This window comes from Enterococcus sp. RIT-PI-f, assembly GCF_001297065.1.
GTDB lineage: Bacteria > Bacillota > Bacilli > Lactobacillales > Enterococcaceae > Enterococcus_D.
Map to the genome: position 1 here is coordinate 26,410 of NZ_LHOX01000022.1, position 24,219 is coordinate 50,628.

Below are 24,219 nucleotides of genomic sequence, written 5' to 3' on the forward strand. Positions count from 1 at the left end.
ATCCATCTAGAAGCCAAAATAAATATATCGATAACTATTTAAATTTATTACTTATAGTTATATATAGTTTAATTAATGCTATTCATTATGTTCACAACAGTGTTTGAAACATTTTCAATTCCTTTTTCAGATAATGTCTTAACATCAAAAGCATTATGATTTAATTCATATGCTTGACCAAATGTTGAAATAAACTCTTTCCGCAAATCCGAACCATAATTCACTTTTATCACATTAAATTCTTTGGCATGAATGACATCCTTAAATGGAATTCCTGATCCACCATGCAATACCAAGGGTACCTTGGATATTTCTGATATTTCCTTAAGTAGAGGAAAATCAATATTTGGCTTTTGATCTAGTCCATGTACGTTGCCTATCGAGACGGCAAGTAAATCACAGTTAGTCATACGGACAAATTCTTCAACATCTTCTGGATTGGTTTTTCCTTCACTTTCACTTAGTGATTCAGATTCTTCTTTTCCTCCAATAGCTCCTAATTCAGCTTCAACCGGTATATTAAAGAAATGACAATATTGACTAATTCTATCCACTTCTTTGATATTTTCTGATAAGGGTAAATGTGACATATCTACCATAATAGAAGTAAAACCAGCATCAATACATTCCTTTACATCATCAAAAGATTTACCATGATCTAAATGCAGAGCAATCGGAATATCGATAGCTAATTTCTTCATCGAAAAGTCAACCATCTCTTTAATTATAAAAGGATTTGAGAGTTCTAAATTGCTCGAAGAAATTTGTACATATCCACCTTTTTTAGTCATCTGAAATCCTTTAATTATTCCGTGTGTTAGTTCAAAATTAGTAGTATTAAAAGCAGGTAGAACTATTTTATTTTTTTTTGCATATTCCATTAAAGTATAACCATTAACTAATTCCAATTTTAACGCTCCCTTATCAATTATTTCAATCCAATAAATAAATCTTTCAGTAATTTTTCTTTGTCCATATCTTTTGCTAATATACTAGAAACTCCTGTTCCATCCGCCCCAAGTCTAATTAATCTTCTCACATCCAATCCAGTAGTTATACCTGCACCTTCCATGATCAAAATATCTGAGTTGATTTTTTTTATTGCCGATATTGTTTCACGGATGTAACTTTCATCACTCGGTTTTCCAGTTCCAATTAATTCATTAGGCTCACATAATATAATATCAGGATTTGCATGTGCTATTACTTTTGCCTCTTCAACAGTATCGACACATACTATAGATATAATATCCAGATCTTTGGCTTTATTTATAGCTGCAATAACTTCCTTAAATGTAAGTTGTGCTTCCATATGGTTAATAAAAGTTGCTTGAACGCCTATCTCTTTAAGTGATTCTAATAAAGGTCTTCCCATACCTTTTCCCAATCCAAGTCCATCTGCACTTTGAGAAGTGATTACCATATTATTTGTGCATTGCACAATATTTGCAAGCTCTGTGGGTGGAGCTGTAAAAAAAATCGTAGATTCAATCTCTTCTGCTAAACGATCAGCAATTTTAGCTAATTCTATTAACTCTTTGCCTAATAAATATGATTTGGGACTTACAGAAAAAAATGGAGTAACAATTCTGGGCTTCATTCTAAATCACCTCTTTATTTATTCAATTTATTTTTTCTACATTGAGAGAACTAATTCATTTGTTCTCTTATTTTCATACTACAAGTTTTAATTGCGTTAAAAAATATATCTTTTTCATCTTGTATATCATCAATATTTTTCCCGACTAAATCGGACCTATTTTTAAAGGCAGCTAAGTTGGTAAAACCATATAGGTATTCACATTCAAGAATTTTTCCATCAATATTCGTAATTACTATTAACATAACTTTCCTGATTCGATTAACTTTTTCAACAGAAACGCCCATGTAGCCTTGGGTTTTCCCATACTTTCTTTTATTATCAGCTATTCTTCTATTTACTTTTTTCAAATAAAATATTGAAGATAAAGAGTTTACTAACCATAAAACAATAAAGAATAGTACAACGATTAATGGATTATTCATAAATGTATCTCCCATCTACTTTTAAAGTCCAAATGAAAAAATATAGCCGATAACTACCGCTAATGGGCCTGTAATTAATTTACTAAAAAGAAATGCTGGTACACCAGCTTCAATTGTATCTGCATCTGCTTCCATAAGTGTTAAACCTACTGGAACAAAGTCTGCTCCGACTTGAGCATTTACAGCATATAACGCTGGAAGAGCATAACTTGGTGGAATAGATCCTTTTGCGATTTCGTTACCTACTAACACACTCATCACTTGCGCGAGAATTGCACCGGGAACAATTAAAGGCGACAGGAAAGGTATACTGCAAATTAATGCTAAAAGCAGTAAGCCCCATAAACTTCCTGCTAATGGCGTTAAAACATTGGCTATTAATTCAGCAAACCCAGTATAATTGATTATGCCAATTAGCAAAGATACAAACAGCATAAATGGAATAATGTTTTTCATTAAATTATCAACAGTTTCTCTTGCTGCAGCATATATTACATTAATGGCATTTCCTACCCCAACACCAATTTTATTAACCGATTCCATTAAAGGGTTTTGCTTTTTCTTACCTAAATCTGATTCCTGATACTTTTTTCTAGCCTCTTTTGTGATACTTTTTTTACCGATATTACCTTGTATGTTATTTTCTTTTAAATCTTGATTTTCATTAATTACAGTTCCATCCAAAATATTTTCAATGTTTTCAAGTTTAACACCAGAAACAAAAATATCTTCTTTAATAAATTGTGCTAAAGGTCCAGATGGTCCACCTCTTTTAATATTAATAGTTGGGATACCTAATTTAGGATATGTTCCACAGCGAGCAACACCCGCGCAATCAATTACGACACAAAAAGCCAAAGAGGTATCAATTGGATTTGAAAATTGATCAATTACCTTAGCGCCAGTCATTTCGCCGATTTTTTTAGCAACTGGATGAATTCCGCCAGTTGTCACACTTAAAACAAACTCTTTTTCACCGTTTGGAGCAAGTATTAAAGGCCCACCCCATCCACCTTCACCATGAGATATTTTAACAGCATTAGTCATAATCATACTCCTCCTATTTATCTATGCTTGTTGTCTTCTTTTAAAGAAAATTGTCAATTTCTCAGTTATAATACCTCTCATTAGCACTACAACAAAACCACTAAGTAAAAACCTGACTGCTAATTCGCTCTCATTTGCTACTTGAGCGAAACCGGCAGAGATCCCTAACCACACAAACAATTCCGAAGAGTTTGCATGAGGAAACAGCCCTGTGATTGGATGTAACATGGAAACGGTGGCATCATAAAAACCGGGTTTATGATCTTCTTCTAAAAAAGCACCGACTGTATAACACATAGGATTAGCAAAAAAGAAACAAGAAAGAAACGGAAGAATTGTGTAACGCATAATAGTATACTTGGTAAGTTTTTTCATAAATCTCATAACACGTTGCTCACCTATAAATTGAATTAACGCATTTATAGCTAAAATCATGACTGCAACTAAAGGTATTACTCCTGTAATAAAACTAACGAACTGATCTGCAGCTGCTTGAAACAGACCAGTAAAGTGTTCCGCAAACGAAGTTAAATAATTCATCTCTATTTTCTCCTTTTCGATTTGCATTTCATAAAACTTGAAAAACTTGTCGTGTACGTTTGTATATGTTAGTATACGTCTATAGACGGCCATCTATGTGTACATCATAATCTATAACGCTTTCATTTGTCAATACTTAGATAACCAGTATAATAATAAATGATTCATAAATTTTTTTAATCGTTTTAAACTTCTTTCATCAATACTTCTTTATTCAAATTTTTTTAAGGTTCTCAGAGAATGAATAGCAACAAAATTATTGTTAACAAATGTCCCTAATAACTATATAATAAAAGGAGAAATTACTGATGAGTATCTTTTCAACTGAAGTATTAGAAATAGGCAATGAGGCTTTTGATATGCTTGAGGCAGGATTTTTTATCCTATTCGGGGAAAAAGTCCCTGCTGAATTAAAAGATTATTGTTATATTATAAAAATTAATGAGATTTTTGGAGAAATCAAACCCGGTCAAAAGATAATATTAGGTGATCAACAAATCGGTATTAGTGCCGTAGGAGAAGAAGTAATGAGTAATTTGGAAAATTTAGGTCATGTAACTATCAAATTTGATGGATCAAAATCAGCTGAATTACCTGGAACAATATACGTAGAAAAAATTGAAAATTTCAATTTAGAAATTGGTGATACCATTCAAATAATCTAAATTGCATAAAGGAGTATACAATGTTAGAACGTGATTCATTAATACCATTATATGAACAGGTTGAAGCAATAATCAAAGAAAATATTTTAAAAGAAGTCTGGTCTAAAGGCTCCAAAATACCTACAGAACCCGAGTTAATGAAAGAACTTGGTGTTAGTCGAGGAACTTTGAAGAGAGCAATTTCAAGTTTGCAACAAAAAGGTTATCTAGTTCAAAAACAAGGATTGGGTACTTTTGTGCATACAGATATCGAAATTCCATTAGCTGAGGGACTTTATTCGTTTTCCGAATATTTTTATGCGAATAATATAGACTTTGAAAATATTATCTTATTAGAGAAAATTCAGTATGCTGATGAGAATATAGCAAGCAAATTGGATATTTCTGTAGGAAGTGCTTATCTTTGTTTGCGCAGATTACGAAAAGTTGATGGGGAAGCAGTGATGCTTATAGAAAATAATATCAATATTGAAAATGCACCTCAGATCGAAAATGCTGATTTTACAAAAGAAAGTTTATTTTCTATAATTGAAAAGTATTCAAAGCAAACGGTAGTATCTAGCGAAACCAAATATGCTGCTGTAGCTGCCGATATGGAAATTTCTAACTACTTTAAGATTAAAGAAGGCGGTCCGATTTTATATCAGGAACAAGTTGTCCACTTGCATAGTAATAAAATTATTGAGTTTGCTAAAGTTTGGATAAAATCTAACCACTTTTCTTTAGGTACTATCTTATATAGAAAACAAGGTAATGCCTAACACCTTCAAGCACGTTTATTAATTAACAAATTTTGAAAATACATTTCAAACAAAATTGACTAACCTGTTCGGTGTTAAATTGCGAAGTCATTTTTATTCAAAAATAATTTGCATTTAAAGTGATATTTATCTTGATTACTTCTACATTTATGATTCCCTCTAATAAAAATGCGTTAGAATTAAATATAAATTAGAAATAAGATTTTTCAAAAATTCAATTAACACAATTAACCCATTCGTTATGCATAAAGCATTGCATATCGAATGGGTTAATTAGTTATCTAGTTATTTCATCCCTCTTTGATACGATCCATTATATGCTGTAAATGTCGGATCATGTAAGTCAACAGCCGCTTGTGCCAACCAATTGACCTGGTTAAGCAGGCTTCTTCCTTGTAAGATCAAATCGGCTTCACCAGTTTGCAGGATATGCTCGCACAATGCTGGGTTATCTAATAAGCCAACAGCCGCTACTGGAATACTGACAGCTTGCTTCATTGCCGCAGCATAGGGTACTTGGTACCCATCATAAATCGGAATCGTCGGTTTCTTATCCAATAATCCACCAGTAGAAACATCTAGGCAGTCGATCCCATCCGCTTCTAACCATTGGCCAATTTGCTGCCAATCAGCAATCGAGTTCTGGCGACCTTCGTCTTCAAAATCCGTTAAAGATAAACGCATCCACAGTGAGCCCTTGAATGAAGCACGTACGGCAACAACGATTTCTTTCACGAAACGATAGCGATTTTCCAGTGATCCACCATATTGATCTTTTCGTTGATTCACCAATGGCGAGAGAAATTGACTCAACAAATAACCATGTGCCCCATGCAGTTCAATCATATCGACTCCAGACGCAGCGGCTCTTTTGCAAGCAGCAACAAATGCCTCTTGCACATTGTTGATATCTGACAGTGTCATGTCATGCGGCATTGGATACGTATCGCTAAAGGCTAATGCAGAAGGAGCGAGAGGTGTGATCGCATCTGTGGCTTTACGCCCTGCATGACTGATCTGGATTCCTGCTTTACTGCCAAAACTTTGAATCAACGCTATTAATTTGGTTAATTCATTTTGTTGCTGATCATTCCATAAACCTAAATCTTGATTGGTGATTCGTCCGTCCGGCGCAACAGCGGTTGCCTCAATCACCACTAGACCAACTTTACTTAGTGCCCGTGCACCATAATGTACGAGGTGAAACGGTGTGATCACCCCATCTTCCTTCTTCACTTCGTACATACACATCGGCGACATCACCACGCGATTTGCTAAGGTTAATTTGGGGATCTCCACAGGGGATAATAATTTTGACATCTACTCACTCCTTGATTGACTTGAGATGTATGAAAAAACAGGAAAAAAAACAAGCATCTACACGCTTGCATCCAAATCTATTAGGTTCTCTTTCTATCTTTATTATACTATATTATACCATGAATAAATAGACTGGTAATTTTACCGCATCCTCGTATAATAAACCATACCTCTACCAAAGGATGTGTCTGCATGAATCAAATGATGGAAGAACAGCAACACTTGATATTCGTGTATCAAGAATTATTGGCCCAAAAAGAAGCACTGACACACTTGATTGCCACCCAAACCTCCGCGCAATTACAAGATCTGCGGCAAGTGGGTTCCGACATTCGCTTGAACTTCGATAGTATCACCGACAGCTTAGATACCTATGCGGCAATTGAAAGTAAAAATCGTGAAATTGATCAAATGAATTTATTGTTAGCATCGGCCCAAAACGAATTAGATAAAATCAAACGATTACTCAAACGGCCTTATTTCGGCAAACTGTCTTTGCGTTTTATTGAAGAAACAGAAGAAGACGCATTTTACATTGGCGTCAACGGATTCACTGATGAAAAAAAAGAGAGCTTGATCTACGATTGGCGCTCCCCAATCGCTGCTGTTTTTTATGAGAATAATCAAGGACTGACCGCTTATCAAGTCAATGGTGAAACTATAGCTGTTCACGTTGCACATCGACGACAATTTATGATCGAGGAGGATCATTTGGAAAAGATCATCGACACATCGATCGGTCTTCAAGATGAATTCCTTTTGGCTGCGCTGGCATCAGTGAACACGCAAGAAATGAGCGCGATCACAGCCTCTATCCAAACAGAACAAAATGAAATCATTCGTGATACAAAACATCACAACATTCTTGTTCATGGTGTAGCTGGAAGCGGCAAAACATCAGTGGCCATGCAGCGGATTGCTTTTTTGCTTTATCACTATCGACAACAACTGACATCGGATGACGTCATGATTTTGTCACCAAATACCGGTTTTACACAATATATTGCTCAAGTACTCCCTTCGTTAGGCGAGAAAAATCCTCGCACTTTGACATTGACGCAACTCATTGGCTCGTTGGCTGAGCCATTCAAATCGACCGAAGTACAAACTTTCTCAACCATGTTCGCAAAACCAACAAAAGAAAAGCAGATACTACGGCAAAGTCCTTTTGTTGCCTTTTTGAAGGAAATAGCCTCTGTCCCTGCAAAAAAGATAAGTCTTCCCTTTAAACCAATTGATTATAAAGGAAAGGAAATCATTTCTATCGAAACCATGCAGACACTTTACAAGTCGACACCCGAAACTGCTACTATTCAAGAACGATTGCAAGGCGTCAAACAAAGATTACATGCGCAGTGGTACAGACGCTTAGAAAGTAATGCCAAAAACAGTACGATTCTTAGCCAAGTACTTTCCCTAACAGAAGTACAACAGCAACAAATGTTTGGCCATTTACTCCCAGATGAACAAACAAAAACCATTGAACAGGCTGCCCTTTCCTTGTTAAAAAGAAAATATGCATCCGTCACTTCCGCCATCGAAAAAATGAGCTGGGTCAATCAGCAAACCTTCACTGCTGATCTATTTCAACAGTTTAGCGGTGATTCTTTTTCCGGAAAGCCTAGCGAATCAGACATTGATTACCAAGTACTCGATCTCATCATCCAACAGCTATTTATACAAAAAATGGATGTTTCTGATTTGACGTATTTGTTTATCGATGAAGCCCAAGATTATACACCAGCTCAAATAGAATTGTTGCTGCTCCTATTTCCCAAAACCGCCTTTACGCTTATAGGAGATGAAAACCAGTCAATCTTTGAAACGACGATTTCATTTGAGGAAATAGAAGCGTTATTTAGCCAAGCTGATTCACCAATATTTCGGTACGATTTAACGAAGAGTTATCGGTCAAGTGGAACAATTACTGCTCGTTTTGCTGCATTGCAGGCAAAAAATAGCCAAAAATCAATAACGGCTATTCGGCCATGCGGTCAAGAGATCGTCTATATTGAACATATAGACGATGAACAACTGCTATCTCATTTAGCAGAAAGTCCTTTTGATCTAACCGTCCTGACGAAAAGCCAAACTGAAGCAACACGTTTAGCTGCCGAGCTTTCAACTAGCGCCCTGCACCCTATCATCACGGTCTTACCTGTTCACTTAGCAAAGGGACTTGAATATCCGCATGTACTTTTATACAACGTGAACAATGCAAACTATCAGTCAGAATTAGATCAGCGTGTCCTTTATACAGCTATTTCTAGAGCCACTGAAACCTTGACCATCACATCCAAAGAGACTTTGAGTGATTTGGTCATGTTCGCAAAAAAAAACCTCAACGATCGTTGAGGTTTTTTAAATGATTTGTATTAACGATGGATATACGTGTAACCTGATGCACTCATTGTTGCTGTATTCGGGCCGCCAGGAGAATCAAATCCCATACCGCCTTGAGAGATTGTGATCGTGTTGCTTGCAGCATCATAAGATTCTACATACGCCACGTGACCATAAGCACTGCTTGCATTCCAAGTTCCACCTACTGATTGACCAGCTGCAAATACGACAACTGCGCCTGCTGCTGGTGTACCATTTACAGTATAACCTTCAGCTGCTGCAGATGCGCCCCATTGTGCGCCATTGCCCCAATAAGTACCTACCCAAGGTGCACGATTTTTCACATACCATGTACATTGGCCCCAGGCATACATGTTGCCTGAACTTGAGTGATCCGTACCGCCGCTTGATGAAGTATTGCCTGTTGAAGCAGAACTATCATCAGATGAGCCAGCAGAGCTGTTGCTTGAAGAACTGTTGTTTGAAGAACTGCTGTTAGTTGAACTATTGCTCGATGAAGAGCTGCTATTTGACGTACTGCTTGAAGCACTTGATGTGCTGCTGCTTGCTGTTGAATTGCTTGTAGCCGTTTCAGTGACTGCTGACGCTGCCGCTTCATCTGCTGCTTGCGCTTGGGCTTCTTTCAAAGCTTGTGCTTGCGCTTCTTCTTCAGCTTTGGCTTTCGCTGCTGCTTCTTGTTGTTCTTTCAACACACGTGCTTTTTCAGCTTCTGCTTCTTCTTTTTTCTTCGTCAATGCATCTTTGTCTTTTTCAGCTGTCGCTTGTTCAGCAGCTAAATCAGCTTTCAATACATTTAAATCTGCTTGTTTCGCAGCAATCGCATTTTTTTGATCAGTCAGTTCTGCTTGGTTTGCAGCAACTTCTTGAATTTTGCTTTCGTTTTCTTTGACTTTGTCTTCGACGTCTTGCTGGTCTTGTTTTTGTTGTTCTACAAGATCATTGTTTGCATTGACGATCGTCGTCATTGCTTGTACACGTCCGATGACGTCTGTTAACGAATCTGCTTCTAGTACAGCATCAATGAAGTTTGTGCTTTGTCCATTCACTTGCACGTCACGTGCTTGTTTTTGGATAGCTTCTTCACGTTTTGCGATGCGTAATTTAAGCGTCGCGATTTTGTCTTGCAACTTTTCTGCTTCATTCCCTAATTCAACTTGTTTGGCTTCTAAAGCAGTGACTTTAGCGCCCACAGTTTCAATTTCTGCTTCTAGAGAATCGATCTGTGATTGTGCGTCAGCTTGTTGACCTTTTAAAGAATCAATCTTTTGGTCTTGCTGTTCGATTTGATCATCAATGGTATCTGCTAATGCTAAGCTAGGTGCTGCAACGGCTGTAAGTGTCAATGAACACACCATCAATGCTGATAACAAACTTTTCTTCACTCGTTTTTCCTCCGACTGGCTCTTTGATTGACAGATATTCTGTCTTTATAAAAACTTAATCTTATCTAAGAAAGTTTAACATTCGTTTTTAACGACAAATGAATTCTACCATAAGCATATGACACACAGATAAAGGAAATGTTACAAAAACATTTCAATCCTATGTTTGTAAAATGCACACTAAAAAAAACAAATCATAAAAGCTGTTAAATCAATGTTTCAGTCTTAATAAGCCTTGTTTTCTATATTTTGCCCAAGAAAAAAATACTTGTCATTTTTTCGTTTTTTTATATTCAATAGAACACTTCAAACGCAATACCTACAATAGAAGTAATGAAAAAATGGCATTATTTTAATCGTTTGATTCTCTCAAGGATAAAGCAACACATAAACCTTTTAAGTGACATTTCAGTAATCAATTTCTATAATGAATAAAAAACAAAAGGAGCCTCAAATGTTCAAAAAAAACAAACGCTTCGGATGGATCCTAGGTTTAATGAGCATCATTGCACTTGTGACAGGCATTTTTTTCACACAGCGATCAGCGAAGTCAAGTGACATGCTTATCAATGATACCCAGGCTGAGTTTTGGTTGTTAAGTGATCTTCACTTTCTGTCTGCCTCACTGCATGATGAAGGAGAAGCATTTCAACAATTCTCCGAAAGTGCCGCTGGAAAAGAAATGCATTATCAAACTGAATCTGTTACAGCTTTTGTTGACGAAGCTTTGAAACATAAACCAACTGGCATTATTTTGACTGGTGATATGACACTGAATGGCGAAAAAACCAGTGCCGAAGAATTAAGTACATTGCTTGCACCTTTACAAGAAGCCGGCATCATGGTGCTGGCCATTCCAGGTAATCATGAGATCCATAATGGTTGGGCCCGTGCATTTGCAAAAGACAAGGAATACTATGCGGATCAATTGAGTACAGACGATTTCAAAAGTATTTTTGCGGAAGGGTTTGAGAAAGCCAATAGTCTAGACAAAACTTCTCTAAGCTACAGCATCAACTTAAACGACAGCTATCGCCTATTCTTATTAGATTCATGTATCTATGATTCAGATGTGAATTGGGATGATCCAACAACAAATGGAGAGCTGAAAGAAAGTACATTGGCGTGGTTGAAAGACCAATTAGAAGATACCAAGCAAGCTGGGCAAACGCCATTGATATTTTTGCATCATAATCTTTATGCCCACAATGATTTGTTGACGGAAGGATATGTGTTGGACAATGCGGATGAGGCACTGGCGCTCTTCGATGCATTCGATGTCCCAGCGGCTTTCTCCGGCCATATCCATATTCAAGATATCGAAGAAAAAGAACAGGCACTGACCGAAGTCGTTACCGGTTCTTATAGTACAGAGAACTTAGGATATGGTGTCTTAACACTATCTAAAGAGCAAATCAACTATCAAGTACAAACGATCGATTTGAACACATGGGCAGTATCTACAGAACAAACAGATGAAAATTTACTAAACTATACAAATTATCAATCGGAGGTTTTCTCAAAAAGCACCGACGAAATGGTACGAGAACAACTGGGTTCTGTCAGTGAATTGAGTGATCAGCAAATCAGCGATATATGTACCTTTATTGATACGTTGAACAAAGCACTGTTTACTGGACATGATCAATACACAGCAGAGCAAATTCAGGTGATCAAATCATCTGATGCGTATCAACTGCTTACAACTTACTCGTACTTCTTAAAACAATATACTGATTCCTTATTAACTGACAAAACCCCAGATCAATCTGTCACGATCTCAATCCCCTTATCCAATTAGCCTAACTAGTCTAAAAAAGCCCTAAAATGAACGATAGCCTTCACATGTGTCCATGTGAAGGCTATCTGACGAGTCAATATTTATTCGTTGAAAGTTGCAGCTTACTATTACTACTATTAATCATTTCTCATTTAAACGATACAATCCCTAACCTCTATTGTATCCTTGTAACTCTGAAGTTACGCCAGGTTTGAATAAATTTCTTCAAAACAAGTAACGTGTGGTACAAAAATATTTGTCGCGTATATGTATTATAACACAAGTCACAAAAGAAAGCATCTTCTCTGCTGCAACGGATGCAAAAGAAGATTAGCTATCTAATTCCGTATAGCGAACGACCGTTTTAAAATTGATCATCGCTTTTGAAGGACTCTCGACGATGCGGATGACTGCTGTATTCTCCAACATATTTTCAATGAGGCCTTGATGCGTTTCGCCTCTAAAGCTGAATTGGATACTTTGTCCGATCGAGAATGCGCCTCCAGACTGTGAAGGCTGAGGTGCTTTGAATCCATATGTATTCGCCATAGGTTTGTTTACTCCTTTTAACTAAAAAAAGAGAAGATCGTTTCCGATCTTCTCTTAAAGTTTCATTTACGCTTTAACGATGTTTGTTGCTTGTAAGCCGCGTTGGCCTTCTTCAACGTCGAAAGTCACTGCTTGACCTTCTTCTAAAGTTTTGAAACCGTCGCCTTGGATAGCTGAAAAGTGAGCAAATACATCATTGCCGTCTTCACCTGTAATAAATCCAAAACCTTTATCTGCATTAAACCATTTTACTGTACCGTTATTCATAAACGTATACCTCCATATTACACATCGACTGTGTTTATTTTTGTAATAGAAAATGATGTGTAATTGAAGTGTGTATCAAAAAAAAGATAAACAAGTATTAACATATCAGAACTTTACTTAGCTATCATAACATGCCTATCTAGAAATAGCAATGGTCTTTTGGCAAGGTTTGTGTTTGATAAGGAATTCTTATGAATTAGAGGTTTGCGCCATTCGATGCAATGACCTCTTTGTACCAATCAAATGAGGCTTTCTTAGACCGTTCTTTTGTCCCATTCCCTGCATCGTCTTGATCCACATAGATAAACCCATATCTTTTTGACATTTGAGACGTTGACGCACTGACAATATCGATACACCCCCAGGCTGTATACCCAAAGACATCGACCCCATCATGCAATGCTTCATTGATTTGCTGGATGTGTTGGCGTAAATAATCGATACGATACGAATCATTGATGGTGCCATCCGATGCCAAAGTATCTTCTGCACCTAACCCATTTTCGGCAACGAAAAGTGGTTTTTGATAGCGATCGTATAATTGATTCAAGGCTGTCCGCAACCCTTTAGGATCAATTTGCCATCCCCATTTACTGCTTGGTAAATAAGGATTTTTGATACCACCTGTAATCAGATTGCCAACTGCACTTTCAAGTCTTTCAGGATGCGCGCTGACAGCACTGGACATGTAATAACTAAAGGAAATAAAATCGACGGGATTCTCACGAATCACTGCCAAATCTCCATCTTCTATTGCAAGTATGACAGATTTTTCTTCAAACATGCGTTTCGCATAGGCAGGATAATAGCCTCGCGCTTGTACATCGCTAAAGAATAAAGATGTGCGCTGCTGCTCAACTGTTTTTTGAATATCATCGGGATCGCAGCTATACGGTGTCAACAGCTGATAACTGATCATACAACCTACTTGGGCATCAGGGATCACGCGATGAATATAGGCAGTTGCCTTGGCACTCGCAACGAATTGATGGTGTGCACCTTGATATTTATCTTGCTCGATATGTGGATGCCCTTCTTCGATGATGCCGACACTCACATAAGGATGATGTTTCACGCAATTGATTTCATTGAAGGTTACCCAATATTTGACTTTATCTCGGTAACGATCAACCACTGTTTCGGCAAAGCGAACATAAAAATCGATGATTTGCCGATTTGGCCATCCGCCATAATGCGTGACTAAGTACAATGGCATTTCATAATGAGAGAGGGAGACAAGCGGCTCAATCCCATATTTCAAACATTCATCAAAAACAGCATCATAAAATGCTAAACCAGCTTCATTCGGAACAAGTTCGTCTCCCTTAGGAAAAATACGGGTCCAAGCAATCGACATCCGATACGTTTTAAATCCCATCTCCGCAAATAATCGAATATCCTCTTTGAAGTGATGATAGAAATCAACCCCGTGTCGTTTTGGATAATATTTTTTGCTTTCGGGATCTTGTGCTTCCTCTACTTGCTTATGGGTCATCATGTGCCATTGATCCGTCCAATGTTCTTTCGGCATATCGCCATCGAAAATATAGACATCTGATACAGATAAGCCTTTTCCATCAATATCTGAACCGCCTTCTACTTGGTTCGCGGCTGTAGCACCGCCCCATAGGAAATCTTTTGGAAAATAACTTTTCATATTAATCAGCCTCCTTCACATATGCACGATAATCTAGGTGGTCTCCATTTGACTCGATCACTTGTTTGTAATAATCAAAACTTGCCTTTTTATGTCGGGATAAATCACCGCTGCCATCGTTTTGTTTATCCACATAAATGAACCCATACCGTTTTTCCATTTCGCCAGTTCCTGCAGAAACGATATCGATAGGCCCCCACCAAGTATAGCCGATGATCGTGGCGCCATCCTTGATAGATTCCGCCATCGCTGCAACATGATCTTGTAAGTAAATCATTCGTTCCTCATCAATGATCCGTCCATCTTCTTGCACGATATCTTTTAGTCCGATTCCATTTTCAACAATAAACAGCGGTTTTTGATAACGATCTGTCAATTCACTGCACACATAACGAAGTGCCAATGGATCGATTGGCCACCCCCATGCGGTCTCTTTCAAATAAGGATTTTTCTTCCCTAAAAGACCACCGGTATTGCCAAGAATTTTCATGCCCGCTTCATGTAGCGAACTCCGATAAAAGCTAAAACCAAGGTAATCGCACACACCCGCTTTGATCAAAGCCAAATCTTCATCTGTGATATCTAGCGTTAATTGATTGTCCGCCACAATACGGTCAAAATATTCAGGATAGGCACCACGCAATTGTACATCACTATAGAACAACGAGCGTCTGCGTAGTTGATAGGATTCGAAAACATCTTGCGGGTTGCAAGTTGCTGGATAAATGGGACTAAGAGAGAGCATACAGCCAATTTGATTGTCTGGATCCACTTTTTTGCCGTTTAGAACTGCCTTGGCACTAGCAACAAACATATTATGACTCGCTTGATACAATGCGTTCAATTTTTCTTCCTCGCTGTTAAAAGCGAAGACATCAATACCTGCGGCCAACAAAGGAATCGTATGGGTATGATTGATTTCGTTGAATGTCATCCAGTACTTTACTTTTCCTTGATAACGTTCAAACACCACTTTTGTATAACGATCGAAAAATTCAATCAAAGCACGATTTTTCCATCCGCCATATGCTTTGACTAGATGCAATGGGGTTTCGAAATGGGCAAGTGTCACAACTGGTTCGATCCCTTTGGCCAGCAATGCATCAAAAAGCGCATCATAAAATTGCAGCCCCGCTTCGTTGGGTTCCGTTTCATCTCCTTTCGGAAAGATACGACTCCAGGCAATCGATGTGCGCAGACATTTTAGGCCCATGTCTGCAAACAACTCAATATCTTCTGGATAACGATGGTAGAAATCAATGGCTTCATGACTCGGATAAAAGTTGTTTTCATCCATATCTAACGACACTTTTTCGATTCTCTTTTCGCCAACTGGCAAGATGTCAGCCACGCTTAACCCCTTGCCATCTTCCAAATAAGCCCCTTCTGCTTGATTGGCGGCAATGGCGCCACCCCATAGGAAATCTTTTGGAAAAACACTCATGATATCGCTCCTTTAAGTAAATCGTTGGTGACAAATGCTGTCACTTCTTTGTTGTTCTGGTCTACTATCGCCAAAGCGTCTTCTTTCACTTCGCTCGTGAAGACCAGCATCGTGGTTGGATCATAATTTTTGTCGACGATAGCAGATAGATCAAATGTACCGATCGTTTGGCCCTTGATCACCTGATCCCCCTGTTTGATTGTCATATTGAAAATCCCTTTCGGCAAATCTACCGTATCCAATCCAATATGGACCAATACTTCAGTCCCTTGGTTTGATTGAATGCCGAATGCGTGCCCAGTAGGAAATACGGTCACGACTTCACCAGAAATTGGTGCAAAAATGGTCCCTGACGTCGGATAAACAGCCAATCCATCCCCCATTGCGCGAGAAGAAAATACTTCATCCTTCACATCATCCAATGTAATGACTTCCCCACTAACTGGTGTGACAACTTGCAAACCGTCACTTTCGCTAGTCAAATCTTGCTCTGGTGCTTCATCAAAACCGATGATATAAGTCAAGATCGCGGTACCAAAGAATGCCGCCGCAATCCCAATCACATAATAAACAAACGTATCGCCGAAGAATGCAGGCAGCGTAGTCAACGCGGGAAATACATAGACGATGGCTTTGGTCTGCATCATTCCCATAAATCCACCTGCGATCGCGCCAACAATGACTTGTGCAATCAAGGGTTTCTTTAATTTAACGGATAGCCCATAGACAATCGGTTCTGTAATGCCCCCCAATAAAGCTGGCAGCAAAGAAGATAACGCCAGACTTTTGGTATCTTTTCGCTTAGAGCGTAAGAAAACACCTAACGCTACACCTGCACTGGCAAAAGTTGCTGCAGCAATCATTGGACGTAACGTATCATACCCGTAAGTCGCCAAATTGTTGACCATGATTGGTACAACACCCCAATGAATGCCGATCATCACTAAGAAGGTCCAACCTCCCCCAATCAAGACACCTGCCAACAAACCACTCTTGTCACTGATAAAATTCATGACATTTCCTAATCCATCACCTAACATCACGCCGACCGGACCGATAATCAGCACAGTCAAAGGAACCATGATCAATAACGCCACTAAAGATAGCGCAAAGATCTCAATACTCTTTGGAATCACACGTTTTAACAATTTCTCCAATTGACTGTAGACATAAATAGCTACGATTGCTGGAATCACTGTTCCTGAGTATCCCATTAGTACTGCGGGAATCCCAAAGAAATCAACGGTTGCGCCATTCTCAGTCACCATCGCCGTAAAATTGGGTTCTAATAAAGCTGCCACGATCGCCAAAGAAATGAACATATTCGCTTTAAATATACGCGCAGCGCTGATTGCTAAAAATAAAGGCAAGAAATAAAAAACACTATTTCCAGCTGCTGCTAAAATTTTATACGTACTACCTTCTGCGTCCATCAAGTGATAGGTTGTAAAAACGACCAACAATGCTTTCAACATCCCAGCCCCGGCAAGTGCAACAATGATTGGATTAAAAATTGCGGATAAGACATTGAAAAAGCGAACAAACAGATTCCCTTGATTTTCTGTCTCCTCATCGGTTGTTTCACTTTCTAAGGCATTTTGTATCGTATATTTCTTCATTATAGTTTGGAAGACATCTGCCACATGGTTGCCAATGACTACTTGAAATTGTCCATTGCCTTCAATGACAGATAAGACCCCATCCAGTTGTTGAATCGATTCTTTGTGTTGTCTAGCCACATCGACATCTTTTAATTTAAAACGCAATCTCGTAATACAGTGATATAGACTCACTATATTTTGCTCTCCACCAACCTGTGCTATAATTTCATCAGCAAGTTTTGAATAATCTTTTGCCAAATGACTCACTCCTATTTTCAAATTATAAAGCGCTTTATGTACACAATATAGCAGAGTTTCTGTCTAAAGATTGGAAAGTTCGCAATTTGGAAACTGCTTACAAGAAAGGATTTTTTTATGGGACTGCTCATCATTCGTTTATTAAATTTATTGAACAATGCCCCCGCTAATTCAACCAACTATTTTATAGGATTGACGATGATCAATCATTATGAAGCAATCAAAACAATGAGTATTGGAGAATTTGCAGACTTATGCCATGTATCAAAATCAACCGTATCAAAGTTTGCCAGGACCCTCGGTTTTGATGATTACAGCGATTTAAAAGACAATGCAGCATTTGTCGAGAATCGCTTCAACAATCCATTGAATTATCGTTCCAACATTCTTTTTGCTATGGAACAAGACGGCATTGAGCCATACTTCGATGCTGTGATCAAGGATATGCTGTATTTAAAAGAACATTTGGACATGCCTGCGATCAAACGATTTGCCCAAGCAATTTATGATCATAAAACAGTATTTGCTTTCGGCATTTTATTTTCTGAATCTGCGGCAATCGATTTTCAATTCAAATTGGCTTATAACGGAAAATTTATCCGGACATTTCAAGATGATATCGTACAAGAAGAATTGATCAAATCTGCGGAGGAGGATGCATTATTTATTATTTTCACCAATTCCGGTGATTATTTGACCAAGCAGCAAATCCGCAACGGCACGCCTAGAAAAGATTTTTTCGTGCGCACAAAAGCAACAGTCATGGTCATTACTTCCAATCCTGCAATTTCAGATTTTTCATTTGTTGATGATGTACTAGTCTTTCCTCATCAAACCAACTATCAAACACATGCCTATATGTATCAAATGATCACTGATTTGATTGTTTCCTCATTCAAAAGAATCAATGAAGCCTAATAAGCGATTTTTCGCTTATTTTTTTATTTGCCCTGATATTTATTAAATTTCTCCTCATTTATGTTTTTTGTTTCACAAACTTACCATGTGTATGGTATAATCATTTTGTTTTTAAGAAAACTATGGGATTACAAAGGAGAAGGAATCATGAAAAAAACAAAAATTACTTTACTTGCTGCAACATTACTTATGGGAGGTTCATTATTAGCTGCATGTAGTTCAGATAGCGATACAAGCGCTAGCTCAAGTGCAGATACAACTGCATCTACTGCTACAACTGAATCAACTGATGATGTTGTATCTACTGCTTCAGTAAGTGACCAAACTTCAGTGATCGAAAAAGCTTTAAGCGCTGACGGAAACTGGATCGTTGCTGTGACTGATGATATGACTTTCGATGCTGACGTTACTGTTGATGGCGAGTTCCACGATAAAGGCGATGACGCGAGCGACATCTACCGTAAATTCGCTTTATACTCACAAGACGATGACCGCAACGTAACAGCTGAATACACAGTGACTGTACCTAAATTGGTAGTAAACTCTGAAAACTTCAATATCGTTCACGGTGTCATCAAAGGTGATATCGAAGTCAATGCAAACGGCTTTGTATTGAACGGTGCCAAAGTTGAAGGAAATGTAACCTTCACTTCTCAAGAATTCCAAGATTCAGCAACACTTGACGAAGAAGGCGCTTCTGTAACTGGTGACGTAACAGTTAGCGAATAATCGATTTTTATGTGAAATAGATTTTCATATAACGAAGATAGCAAGGACATCCACTTGTCCTTGCTATCTTTTTTTTGTTTTTTTATCATTCTTCGTATCCGTTTACAGCACTAACATTGTGTAAGTAAGAACAAGATGCATCAAAAAAAGAACTTGCACATGCAAGCTCTTTTTTTGATTATTCTTCGATCGATGCCCATTTGTAATCATATTGTGCGCCGGCACCATGAGATACCACACCTTTAACTTTTGGTGCACGTAAATGTGCTTCCACGTTTTGATAAACAGGTGTCACACCTTGTTGATCCATGATGATTTTTTCAGCGTCTAACAGATTTTGCCAACGTGCTTCTGGGTCTCCTGCATTGGTTGACGCTGACGCCTTAACAGCTGCATCGTAATCTTCATTGCTCCATTGACCACGGTTATAAGAATTACCTGTGACAAATAGATCAGTAAAGCTGCTTGCATCTGCATAGTCAGCACCCCATCCACCCATCACAACATCAAAATCGCCTGTATTTGAACGATCCAAACGTACGGAGAATGGTACTGGGCTTAGTGAGATCGTCACGCCATCTAATGTATCTTGCACAGCGCTTTGAATGTATTCAATGACTTTCTTCGTAGAGTCCGTATCAGATGCTAAGATTTCAAAATCAAGAGAGTCGATCCCTAATTCTGATTTAGCTGTTTCCCAATACTCTTTCGCTTTGTCTTGATCATATTCGATGACACTGCCAGCTTCATCGACAAAGTCTGTATTATCAGATGGACTAAATGTCATCCCTGATGGAACCAGTCCTGTTGAGGCAAGTGAACCATCCCCTAAAATCGATGTAACCAAAGCATCGCGATCAATCGCATAAGAGATTGCTTTACGCAGATTTTCGTTGCGGAAAGGAGAATCTTCATCGATTTGGTTATATTCTAGATAAGATGTCCGTGCCAATGGTTCAGATACAAACGCTTCATCGTTCGCCATTTGTTGTGCCAATTCACCGGTTAAAATCACATCATCTGCTCGGCCATCTTGGAATAGATTCAATGAAGTTGCAGATTCTTTGACTACGCTGACATTGATGGTATCAAGTTTGACACTATCTTTATCCCAGTATTGATCATTCTTTTCATAAGCCCATTCTGTATCCGTACCAGGACCATCAAATCCACTAAGAACAAAAGGTCCATTATAGACAGAATTGTCACTTGTTTGCGCATATTGATCGCCATTTTCTTCAACCACCGCTTGACTTTGCGGGAAGAAAGATGGGAACGCCAATAAGTAAGGGAAATACGGTGTTGGCGTATTCAGTGTAATTTCTAATTCATAGTCACTGACTGCTTTGATGCCTAATTCGGATGCATCCGCATCCCCTGCTGTAATTGCTTCAGCGTTTGCAACTGGTGCAAACAAATACGCATACTCAGATCCAGTTTCAGCACTCACAGTGCGTTGCCAGCCATATACATAGTCAGCTGCGGTCACTGGCTCTCCATTAGACCATTTCGCATCTTCTCTTAATTTCAATGTATAGGTTAAGCCATCATCACTGACTTCTGCTAATTCTGAAGCACCTGCAGCTTCTGGCTTGCTGTCAGCATCTAATCGATATAGACCTTCATAGACATTATTCAACGCACTAAAACTAATTGTATCTGTTGCTAATGATAAATCTGCACTAGGCATTTCTTGTTGTACAACGACATTAAACACTTGTTCTGCAGCTGCCGATCCACTGCCAGATGTGTTGCTCTCTCCAGTACTGGATGTGCCTCCAGTTGAACAACCAGCTAATACGATGCCGCAGACTGCGACGATCCCATATCCCCACTTTTTCTTCATCCTACCTACCCCTTGCTGTTTTTCTCAATTTTCAGAATAATTATAAAACTCTGAATGTAAATAAGATTTTAATAAATAATAATTATAAAAGCAAGCTTTTTTCTCATATATTTTTTATCTAATTGCTATAATTCGTTTGTTATCGTTATTTAAATGCCAAATAAAATAAAAAAACATAGAGAAAATCACTTTCTCCACGTTTTTTTATTTCAGCTGATTTTTATGACATTTTGTAACTTTCCTGCGTCTGTTTGCCATCACGCACTGCTGCAATGATCGTTGGTATGGCACCAATTGCCGTAAATAAGTACACCATTGCTAAGTTTCCATAATATTGACTTGCTTCCAAATAACCTTCTCTGATCAAATCAGGCAAAATTCTAAAAGCATAAAACAAATCAACATCCGTATAATAGTTTGCGACACTGATCGACCAATCTATCCGATTGCCGATATAGACCATCACCAACATGATGACTGAGCTAATCAAGATGCCTTTGGTCGTCATTTTTTTACCAAGCAGCTCATATCCCTTGATTGCACAAATAGCCATGACGATACCAGAAATTGCCGCAACATACCCAAATTGTCCTAATAAAATAATTGCACCTGCACCTATCAATGACCCCAAAAAGGCGCCCACTGTTCCAGATAATACATTTTCTTTAACATTTCCTTGCTCTCTATTTTGAATATTCACGGCTTCTTGTTGTTTTTTAAAACAATCATCGCAAAGAATCGCCGGTGCACCACTAACGGTATAAAGCGCAACAGTTGAATCACTTTTTCCGCATAATGCACAGGCATCTTGATACCCCATTTTTTGTAAAAATGCCGTGATCGTTTGTAAGGATGGTTCGAGCTTGTCCACCGTTTTAGAAACGGTCATTGCACCACGTAGTGTATAGGTCACTTGGTAGCCTTGAATCACACAGTCGATGATGTCTTTTGATTCTTTCACCACTTGTTTAACTTCATCTTGTTGCGGAAGCTCCCCCGCTTTATTTAAAGAAAAATTGACTGTAAACGAATAGCTGTTGTTATTTGCTCGGATCAAGTACAGATGATAGCCTTGATACACCCCATATATGACACCGTTGTTGTGATCCACAGCCAAACCGATTGGCTCAGCAAACTTACGCAGTGTGTTCTCCTCTTTTTTATTCATTTTTCCCCCTCTTTCTACACCTAGTTTCTATACCTAAAAAACGGTATAGATAAAAGTTTAAATAGAGGATAAATTTATGTCAATTAATTGGTTTATACATCTCTAATCTGTCTTCCTACAAAAAAAGCCCGGCAACAGTTTCCTGTTGCTGGACATCTTTTTTATTTCACTCTCAGTGCAAAACTTGCAGTACCGAAACCAGATTTGGCTTCCGTCACTGTATAGCCTGTACTAGGCGCATGGATATAACTTGAGTTGCTCGTAGCAATCGCTACGTGATACGTATTGCCTTTTTCTCCCCAGAACAATAAATCTCCAGCTTGTGCTTGAGAAACAGGGATGATCGTGCCGGCGCTTTCTTGCGGAACGGTCCAGTCGCCAATATTTTTCCCAGTCACTTGCAAGAAAACATAGCGGGTAAAACCAGAGCAATCAAACACATCTGGTCCTTTGCCACCCCATTGATATGGCGTACCTATGTATTTGCGGGCTTCAGCAACGATGGCTGCACCATTAACGCTTGTTGATACATTGGTATTGGATGAACTATTGCCAGTATTAAACGAGTTGCTGACTTCTTTGACATAGGCTGCTGTCACCCAGCCGCCGGTAGAAAGCTTGTACCACGTTGCAGTGCCGCTAACAGTCGTGCCTTGTTTTTGTGCTACAGCTTTGACTGTTGCATTGCTGCTTAGGCTCGATACCACACTAGCGGTTGTGGAAGCGTCTGAACGCACGTTGATACTCGTTGTCGTTTGGAGATTTTTGCTGATAGCTTGTTCTTTCGCAGTACTCGTATTGTTATTGGTTGATGTATTGCTTGACGTACTCCCCGAATTAGACGAATTGTTCGTTGTACTTGAGGAAACAGCTTGTGTGTAAGCTGCTGTGATCCAACCACCTGTGGATAGTTTGTACCAGATATTCGTACCGCCTACAGTTGTACCGCTTTTTTGTGCAACCACTTTGACCGTTGTACTATTGCTAAGACTGCCTACAACACGCCCACTGGTAGAAGCTGAGGAACGTACATTTAAGGCACTTGTCGTTTTCACATTTTTGCTGATCGTAGTTTCGGCAGTACTTGTATTGTTGTTGGATGTGTTGCTAGAAGAAGAACTACTCACGTTTTGGACATACGCCGCTGTGATCCAACCACCAGAAGACAATTTATACCAAGTTGTATTGCCATTGACAGATGTACCGCTTTTTTGTGCGACAACTTTAACAGTTGCATTGGCACTCAACCCGCGGACAACACTGGCACTTGTTTGCGCGTTGCTTCGCACGTTCAATGCCGCCGTCGTTTTGACACTTTTTGAAATAGCAGACTCAGATGATGAAGCTGTCGACGCATTCGCTGTTGATGAAGACGAGGCAGACGTACTTTGAACATAGGCGCCAGAGATCCAACCGCCTGTGGACAGTTTGTACCAAGTCGTATTGCCATTGACGGACGTACCGCTTTGTTTGGCAACTGCTTTGACCGTTGTATTTGCTGCGACACCATCAACGATCGACGCATTTGTAGAAGCAGATGCACGTACATTCAAAGATGCGGTGGTCTTAAATTGTTGATTGATCGTTGTTGCACTTGACGATTTCGACAATGTGGCTGTTGCAGAATTTGATGTGCTGCTTGTTGTTTCTGTTGCATGAACCAATGATGTAAACACACCTGATGTTGATGCAAGAGCAGCTGTGATCCCCAGTCCTTTTTGAACAAAAAGAGATCGTTTATGTTTGATTGAACGCTTGCGCATGACTTTACGAGATTCCAATTAAACACCCCCTGAAACCCCATTCTAACAAATAATCAAAATGATTGGAATTGTTTTCAACTTGTATTTTTTTACTATACCTTTAATAATACGCATTATTTTATCTTTTTCGTTATT

21 protein-coding genes are annotated in these 24,219 nt (G+C 38.7%); 6 read left to right on the top strand and 15 right to left on the bottom strand.

Features of this window, described 5'->3' with window-relative positions; translation table 11 throughout:
- Positions 1-68: 68 nt before the first annotated feature.
- From AEQ18_RS14505 to srlA, 5 genes are read right to left on the bottom strand one after another with little or no spacing between them, the layout of a single operon-like run.
- Positions 69-908 carry a class II aldolase gene (locus tag AEQ18_RS14505; protein WP_054117074.1) on the bottom strand — a complete coding sequence of 280 codons (840 nt, stop codon included), beginning with the start codon at positions 906-908 and terminating at the stop codon, positions 69-71.
- 20 nt (positions 909-928) lie between these two features.
- Complete coding sequence (locus AEQ18_RS14510) at positions 929-1,600, bottom strand: triose-phosphate isomerase (RefSeq protein WP_054117075.1); 672 nt, start codon at positions 1,598-1,600, stop codon at positions 929-931.
- 50 nt (positions 1,601-1,650) lie between these two features.
- On the bottom strand, positions 1,651-2,025 hold the full coding sequence (locus AEQ18_RS14515) for a transcriptional regulator GutM (RefSeq protein WP_054117076.1): 375 nt from the start codon (positions 2,023-2,025) through the stop codon (positions 1,651-1,653).
- A gap of 21 nt (positions 2,026-2,046) precedes the next feature.
- On the bottom strand, positions 2,047-3,072 hold the full coding sequence (srlE, locus tag AEQ18_RS14520) for a PTS glucitol/sorbitol transporter subunit IIB (RefSeq protein WP_054117077.1): 1,026 nt from the start codon (positions 3,070-3,072) through the stop codon (positions 2,047-2,049).
- A gap of 21 nt (positions 3,073-3,093) precedes the next feature.
- Entirely contained in the window at positions 3,094-3,612 is a 519-nt protein-coding gene (gene srlA / locus AEQ18_RS14525) for a PTS glucitol/sorbitol transporter subunit IIC (protein ID WP_054117078.1), read from the bottom strand.
- Between the two features lie 308 nt (positions 3,613-3,920).
- Here srlA and AEQ18_RS14530 point away from each other — a divergent pair, with 308 nt between their 5' ends.
- Positions 3,921-4,277, top strand: coding sequence for a PTS glucitol/sorbitol transporter subunit IIA (locus tag AEQ18_RS14530; RefSeq protein ID WP_054117079.1), 357 nt, complete (start codon positions 3,921-3,923; stop codon positions 4,275-4,277).
- 20 nt (positions 4,278-4,297) lie between these two features.
- Positions 4,298-5,038: a GntR family transcriptional regulator gene (locus AEQ18_RS14535; RefSeq protein WP_054117080.1), complete on the top strand. Its 741-nt coding sequence runs from the start codon at positions 4,298-4,300 to the stop codon at positions 5,036-5,038.
- 285 nt (positions 5,039-5,323) lie between these two features.
- On the opposite strand, the gene AEQ18_RS14540 is transcribed toward AEQ18_RS14535, so the two are convergent.
- Entirely contained in the window at positions 5,324-6,358 is a 1,035-nt protein-coding gene (locus AEQ18_RS14540) for an oxidoreductase (protein ID WP_054117081.1), read from the bottom strand.
- A 192-nt stretch (positions 6,359-6,550) separates the two neighbouring features.
- On the opposite strand from AEQ18_RS14540, the gene AEQ18_RS14545 reads away from it, so the two are divergent.
- Positions 6,551-8,713, top strand: a complete 2,163-nt coding sequence (locus AEQ18_RS14545) for a HelD family protein (RefSeq protein ID WP_054117082.1) — start codon at positions 6,551-6,553, stop codon at positions 8,711-8,713.
- A gap of 20 nt (positions 8,714-8,733) precedes the next feature.
- Here AEQ18_RS14545 and AEQ18_RS14550 read toward each other — a convergent pair whose 3' ends face one another.
- Positions 8,734-10,104 carry a CHAP domain-containing protein gene (locus AEQ18_RS14550; protein WP_054117083.1) on the bottom strand — a complete coding sequence of 457 codons (1,371 nt, stop codon included), beginning with the start codon at positions 10,102-10,104 and terminating at the stop codon, positions 8,734-8,736.
- 454 nt (positions 10,105-10,558) lie between these two features.
- On the opposite strand from AEQ18_RS14550, the gene AEQ18_RS14555 reads away from it, so the two are divergent.
- Entirely contained in the window at positions 10,559-11,905 is a 1,347-nt protein-coding gene (locus AEQ18_RS14555; protein ID WP_235505561.1) for a metallophosphoesterase, read from the top strand.
- A 309-nt stretch (positions 11,906-12,214) separates the two neighbouring features.
- Here AEQ18_RS14555 and AEQ18_RS14560 read toward each other — a convergent pair whose 3' ends face one another.
- The 5 genes from AEQ18_RS14560 to AEQ18_RS14580 form a co-directional block, all read right to left on the bottom strand.
- The gene (locus tag AEQ18_RS14560) at positions 12,215-12,433 is read right to left on the bottom strand and encodes a hypothetical protein (protein ID WP_054117085.1); all 219 of its coding nucleotides are present in this window, start codon (positions 12,431-12,433) and stop codon (positions 12,215-12,217) included.
- A gap of 66 nt (positions 12,434-12,499) precedes the next feature.
- Entirely contained in the window at positions 12,500-12,700 is a 201-nt protein-coding gene (locus tag AEQ18_RS14565) for a cold-shock protein (protein WP_054117086.1), read from the bottom strand.
- Between the two features lie 196 nt (positions 12,701-12,896).
- Positions 12,897-14,357 (bottom strand): glycoside hydrolase family 1 protein, encoded by a 1,461-nt coding sequence (locus tag AEQ18_RS14570; protein WP_054117087.1) that lies wholly within the window; start codon positions 14,355-14,357, stop codon positions 12,897-12,899.
- Position 14,358: 1 nt separating this feature from the next.
- Entirely contained in the window at positions 14,359-15,801 is a 1,443-nt protein-coding gene (locus AEQ18_RS14575; RefSeq protein WP_054117088.1) for a glycoside hydrolase family 1 protein, read from the bottom strand.
- Positions 15,798-17,669: a beta-glucoside-specific PTS transporter subunit IIABC gene (locus AEQ18_RS14580; RefSeq protein ID WP_054117089.1), complete on the bottom strand. Its 1,872-nt coding sequence runs from the start codon at positions 17,667-17,669 to the stop codon at positions 15,798-15,800. The genes AEQ18_RS14575 and AEQ18_RS14580 overlap by 4 nt, the downstream gene beginning before the upstream one ends.
- Positions 17,670-17,777: 108 nt before the next feature.
- Here AEQ18_RS14580 and AEQ18_RS14585 point away from each other — a divergent pair, with 108 nt between their 5' ends.
- Together AEQ18_RS14585 and AEQ18_RS14590 are read left to right on the top strand one after the other, a co-directional pair.
- Entirely contained in the window at positions 17,778-18,578 is an 801-nt protein-coding gene (locus AEQ18_RS14585) for a MurR/RpiR family transcriptional regulator (protein ID WP_054117090.1), read from the top strand.
- Positions 18,579-18,725: 147 nt separating this feature from the next.
- Positions 18,726-19,307, top strand: a complete 582-nt coding sequence (locus tag AEQ18_RS14590; RefSeq protein ID WP_054117091.1) for a polymer-forming cytoskeletal protein — start codon at positions 18,726-18,728, stop codon at positions 19,305-19,307.
- 178 nt (positions 19,308-19,485) lie between these two features.
- On the opposite strand, the gene AEQ18_RS14595 is transcribed toward AEQ18_RS14590, so the two are convergent.
- The 3 genes from AEQ18_RS14595 to AEQ18_RS14605 all read right to left on the bottom strand — a co-directional run bounded on the left by AEQ18_RS14595 (position 19,486) and on the right by AEQ18_RS14605 (position 24,102).
- Positions 19,486-21,153 (bottom strand): peptide ABC transporter substrate-binding protein, encoded by a 1,668-nt coding sequence (locus tag AEQ18_RS14595; RefSeq protein ID WP_054117092.1) that lies wholly within the window; start codon positions 21,151-21,153, stop codon positions 19,486-19,488.
- A gap of 220 nt (positions 21,154-21,373) precedes the next feature.
- The gene (locus tag AEQ18_RS14600; protein ID WP_054117093.1) at positions 21,374-22,321 is read right to left on the bottom strand and encodes a hypothetical protein; all 948 of its coding nucleotides are present in this window, start codon (positions 22,319-22,321) and stop codon (positions 21,374-21,376) included.
- A gap of 161 nt (positions 22,322-22,482) precedes the next feature.
- Entirely contained in the window at positions 22,483-24,102 is a 1,620-nt protein-coding gene (locus AEQ18_RS14605; protein ID WP_054117094.1) for a C40 family peptidase, read from the bottom strand.
- Positions 24,103-24,219 lie beyond the last annotated feature (117 nt).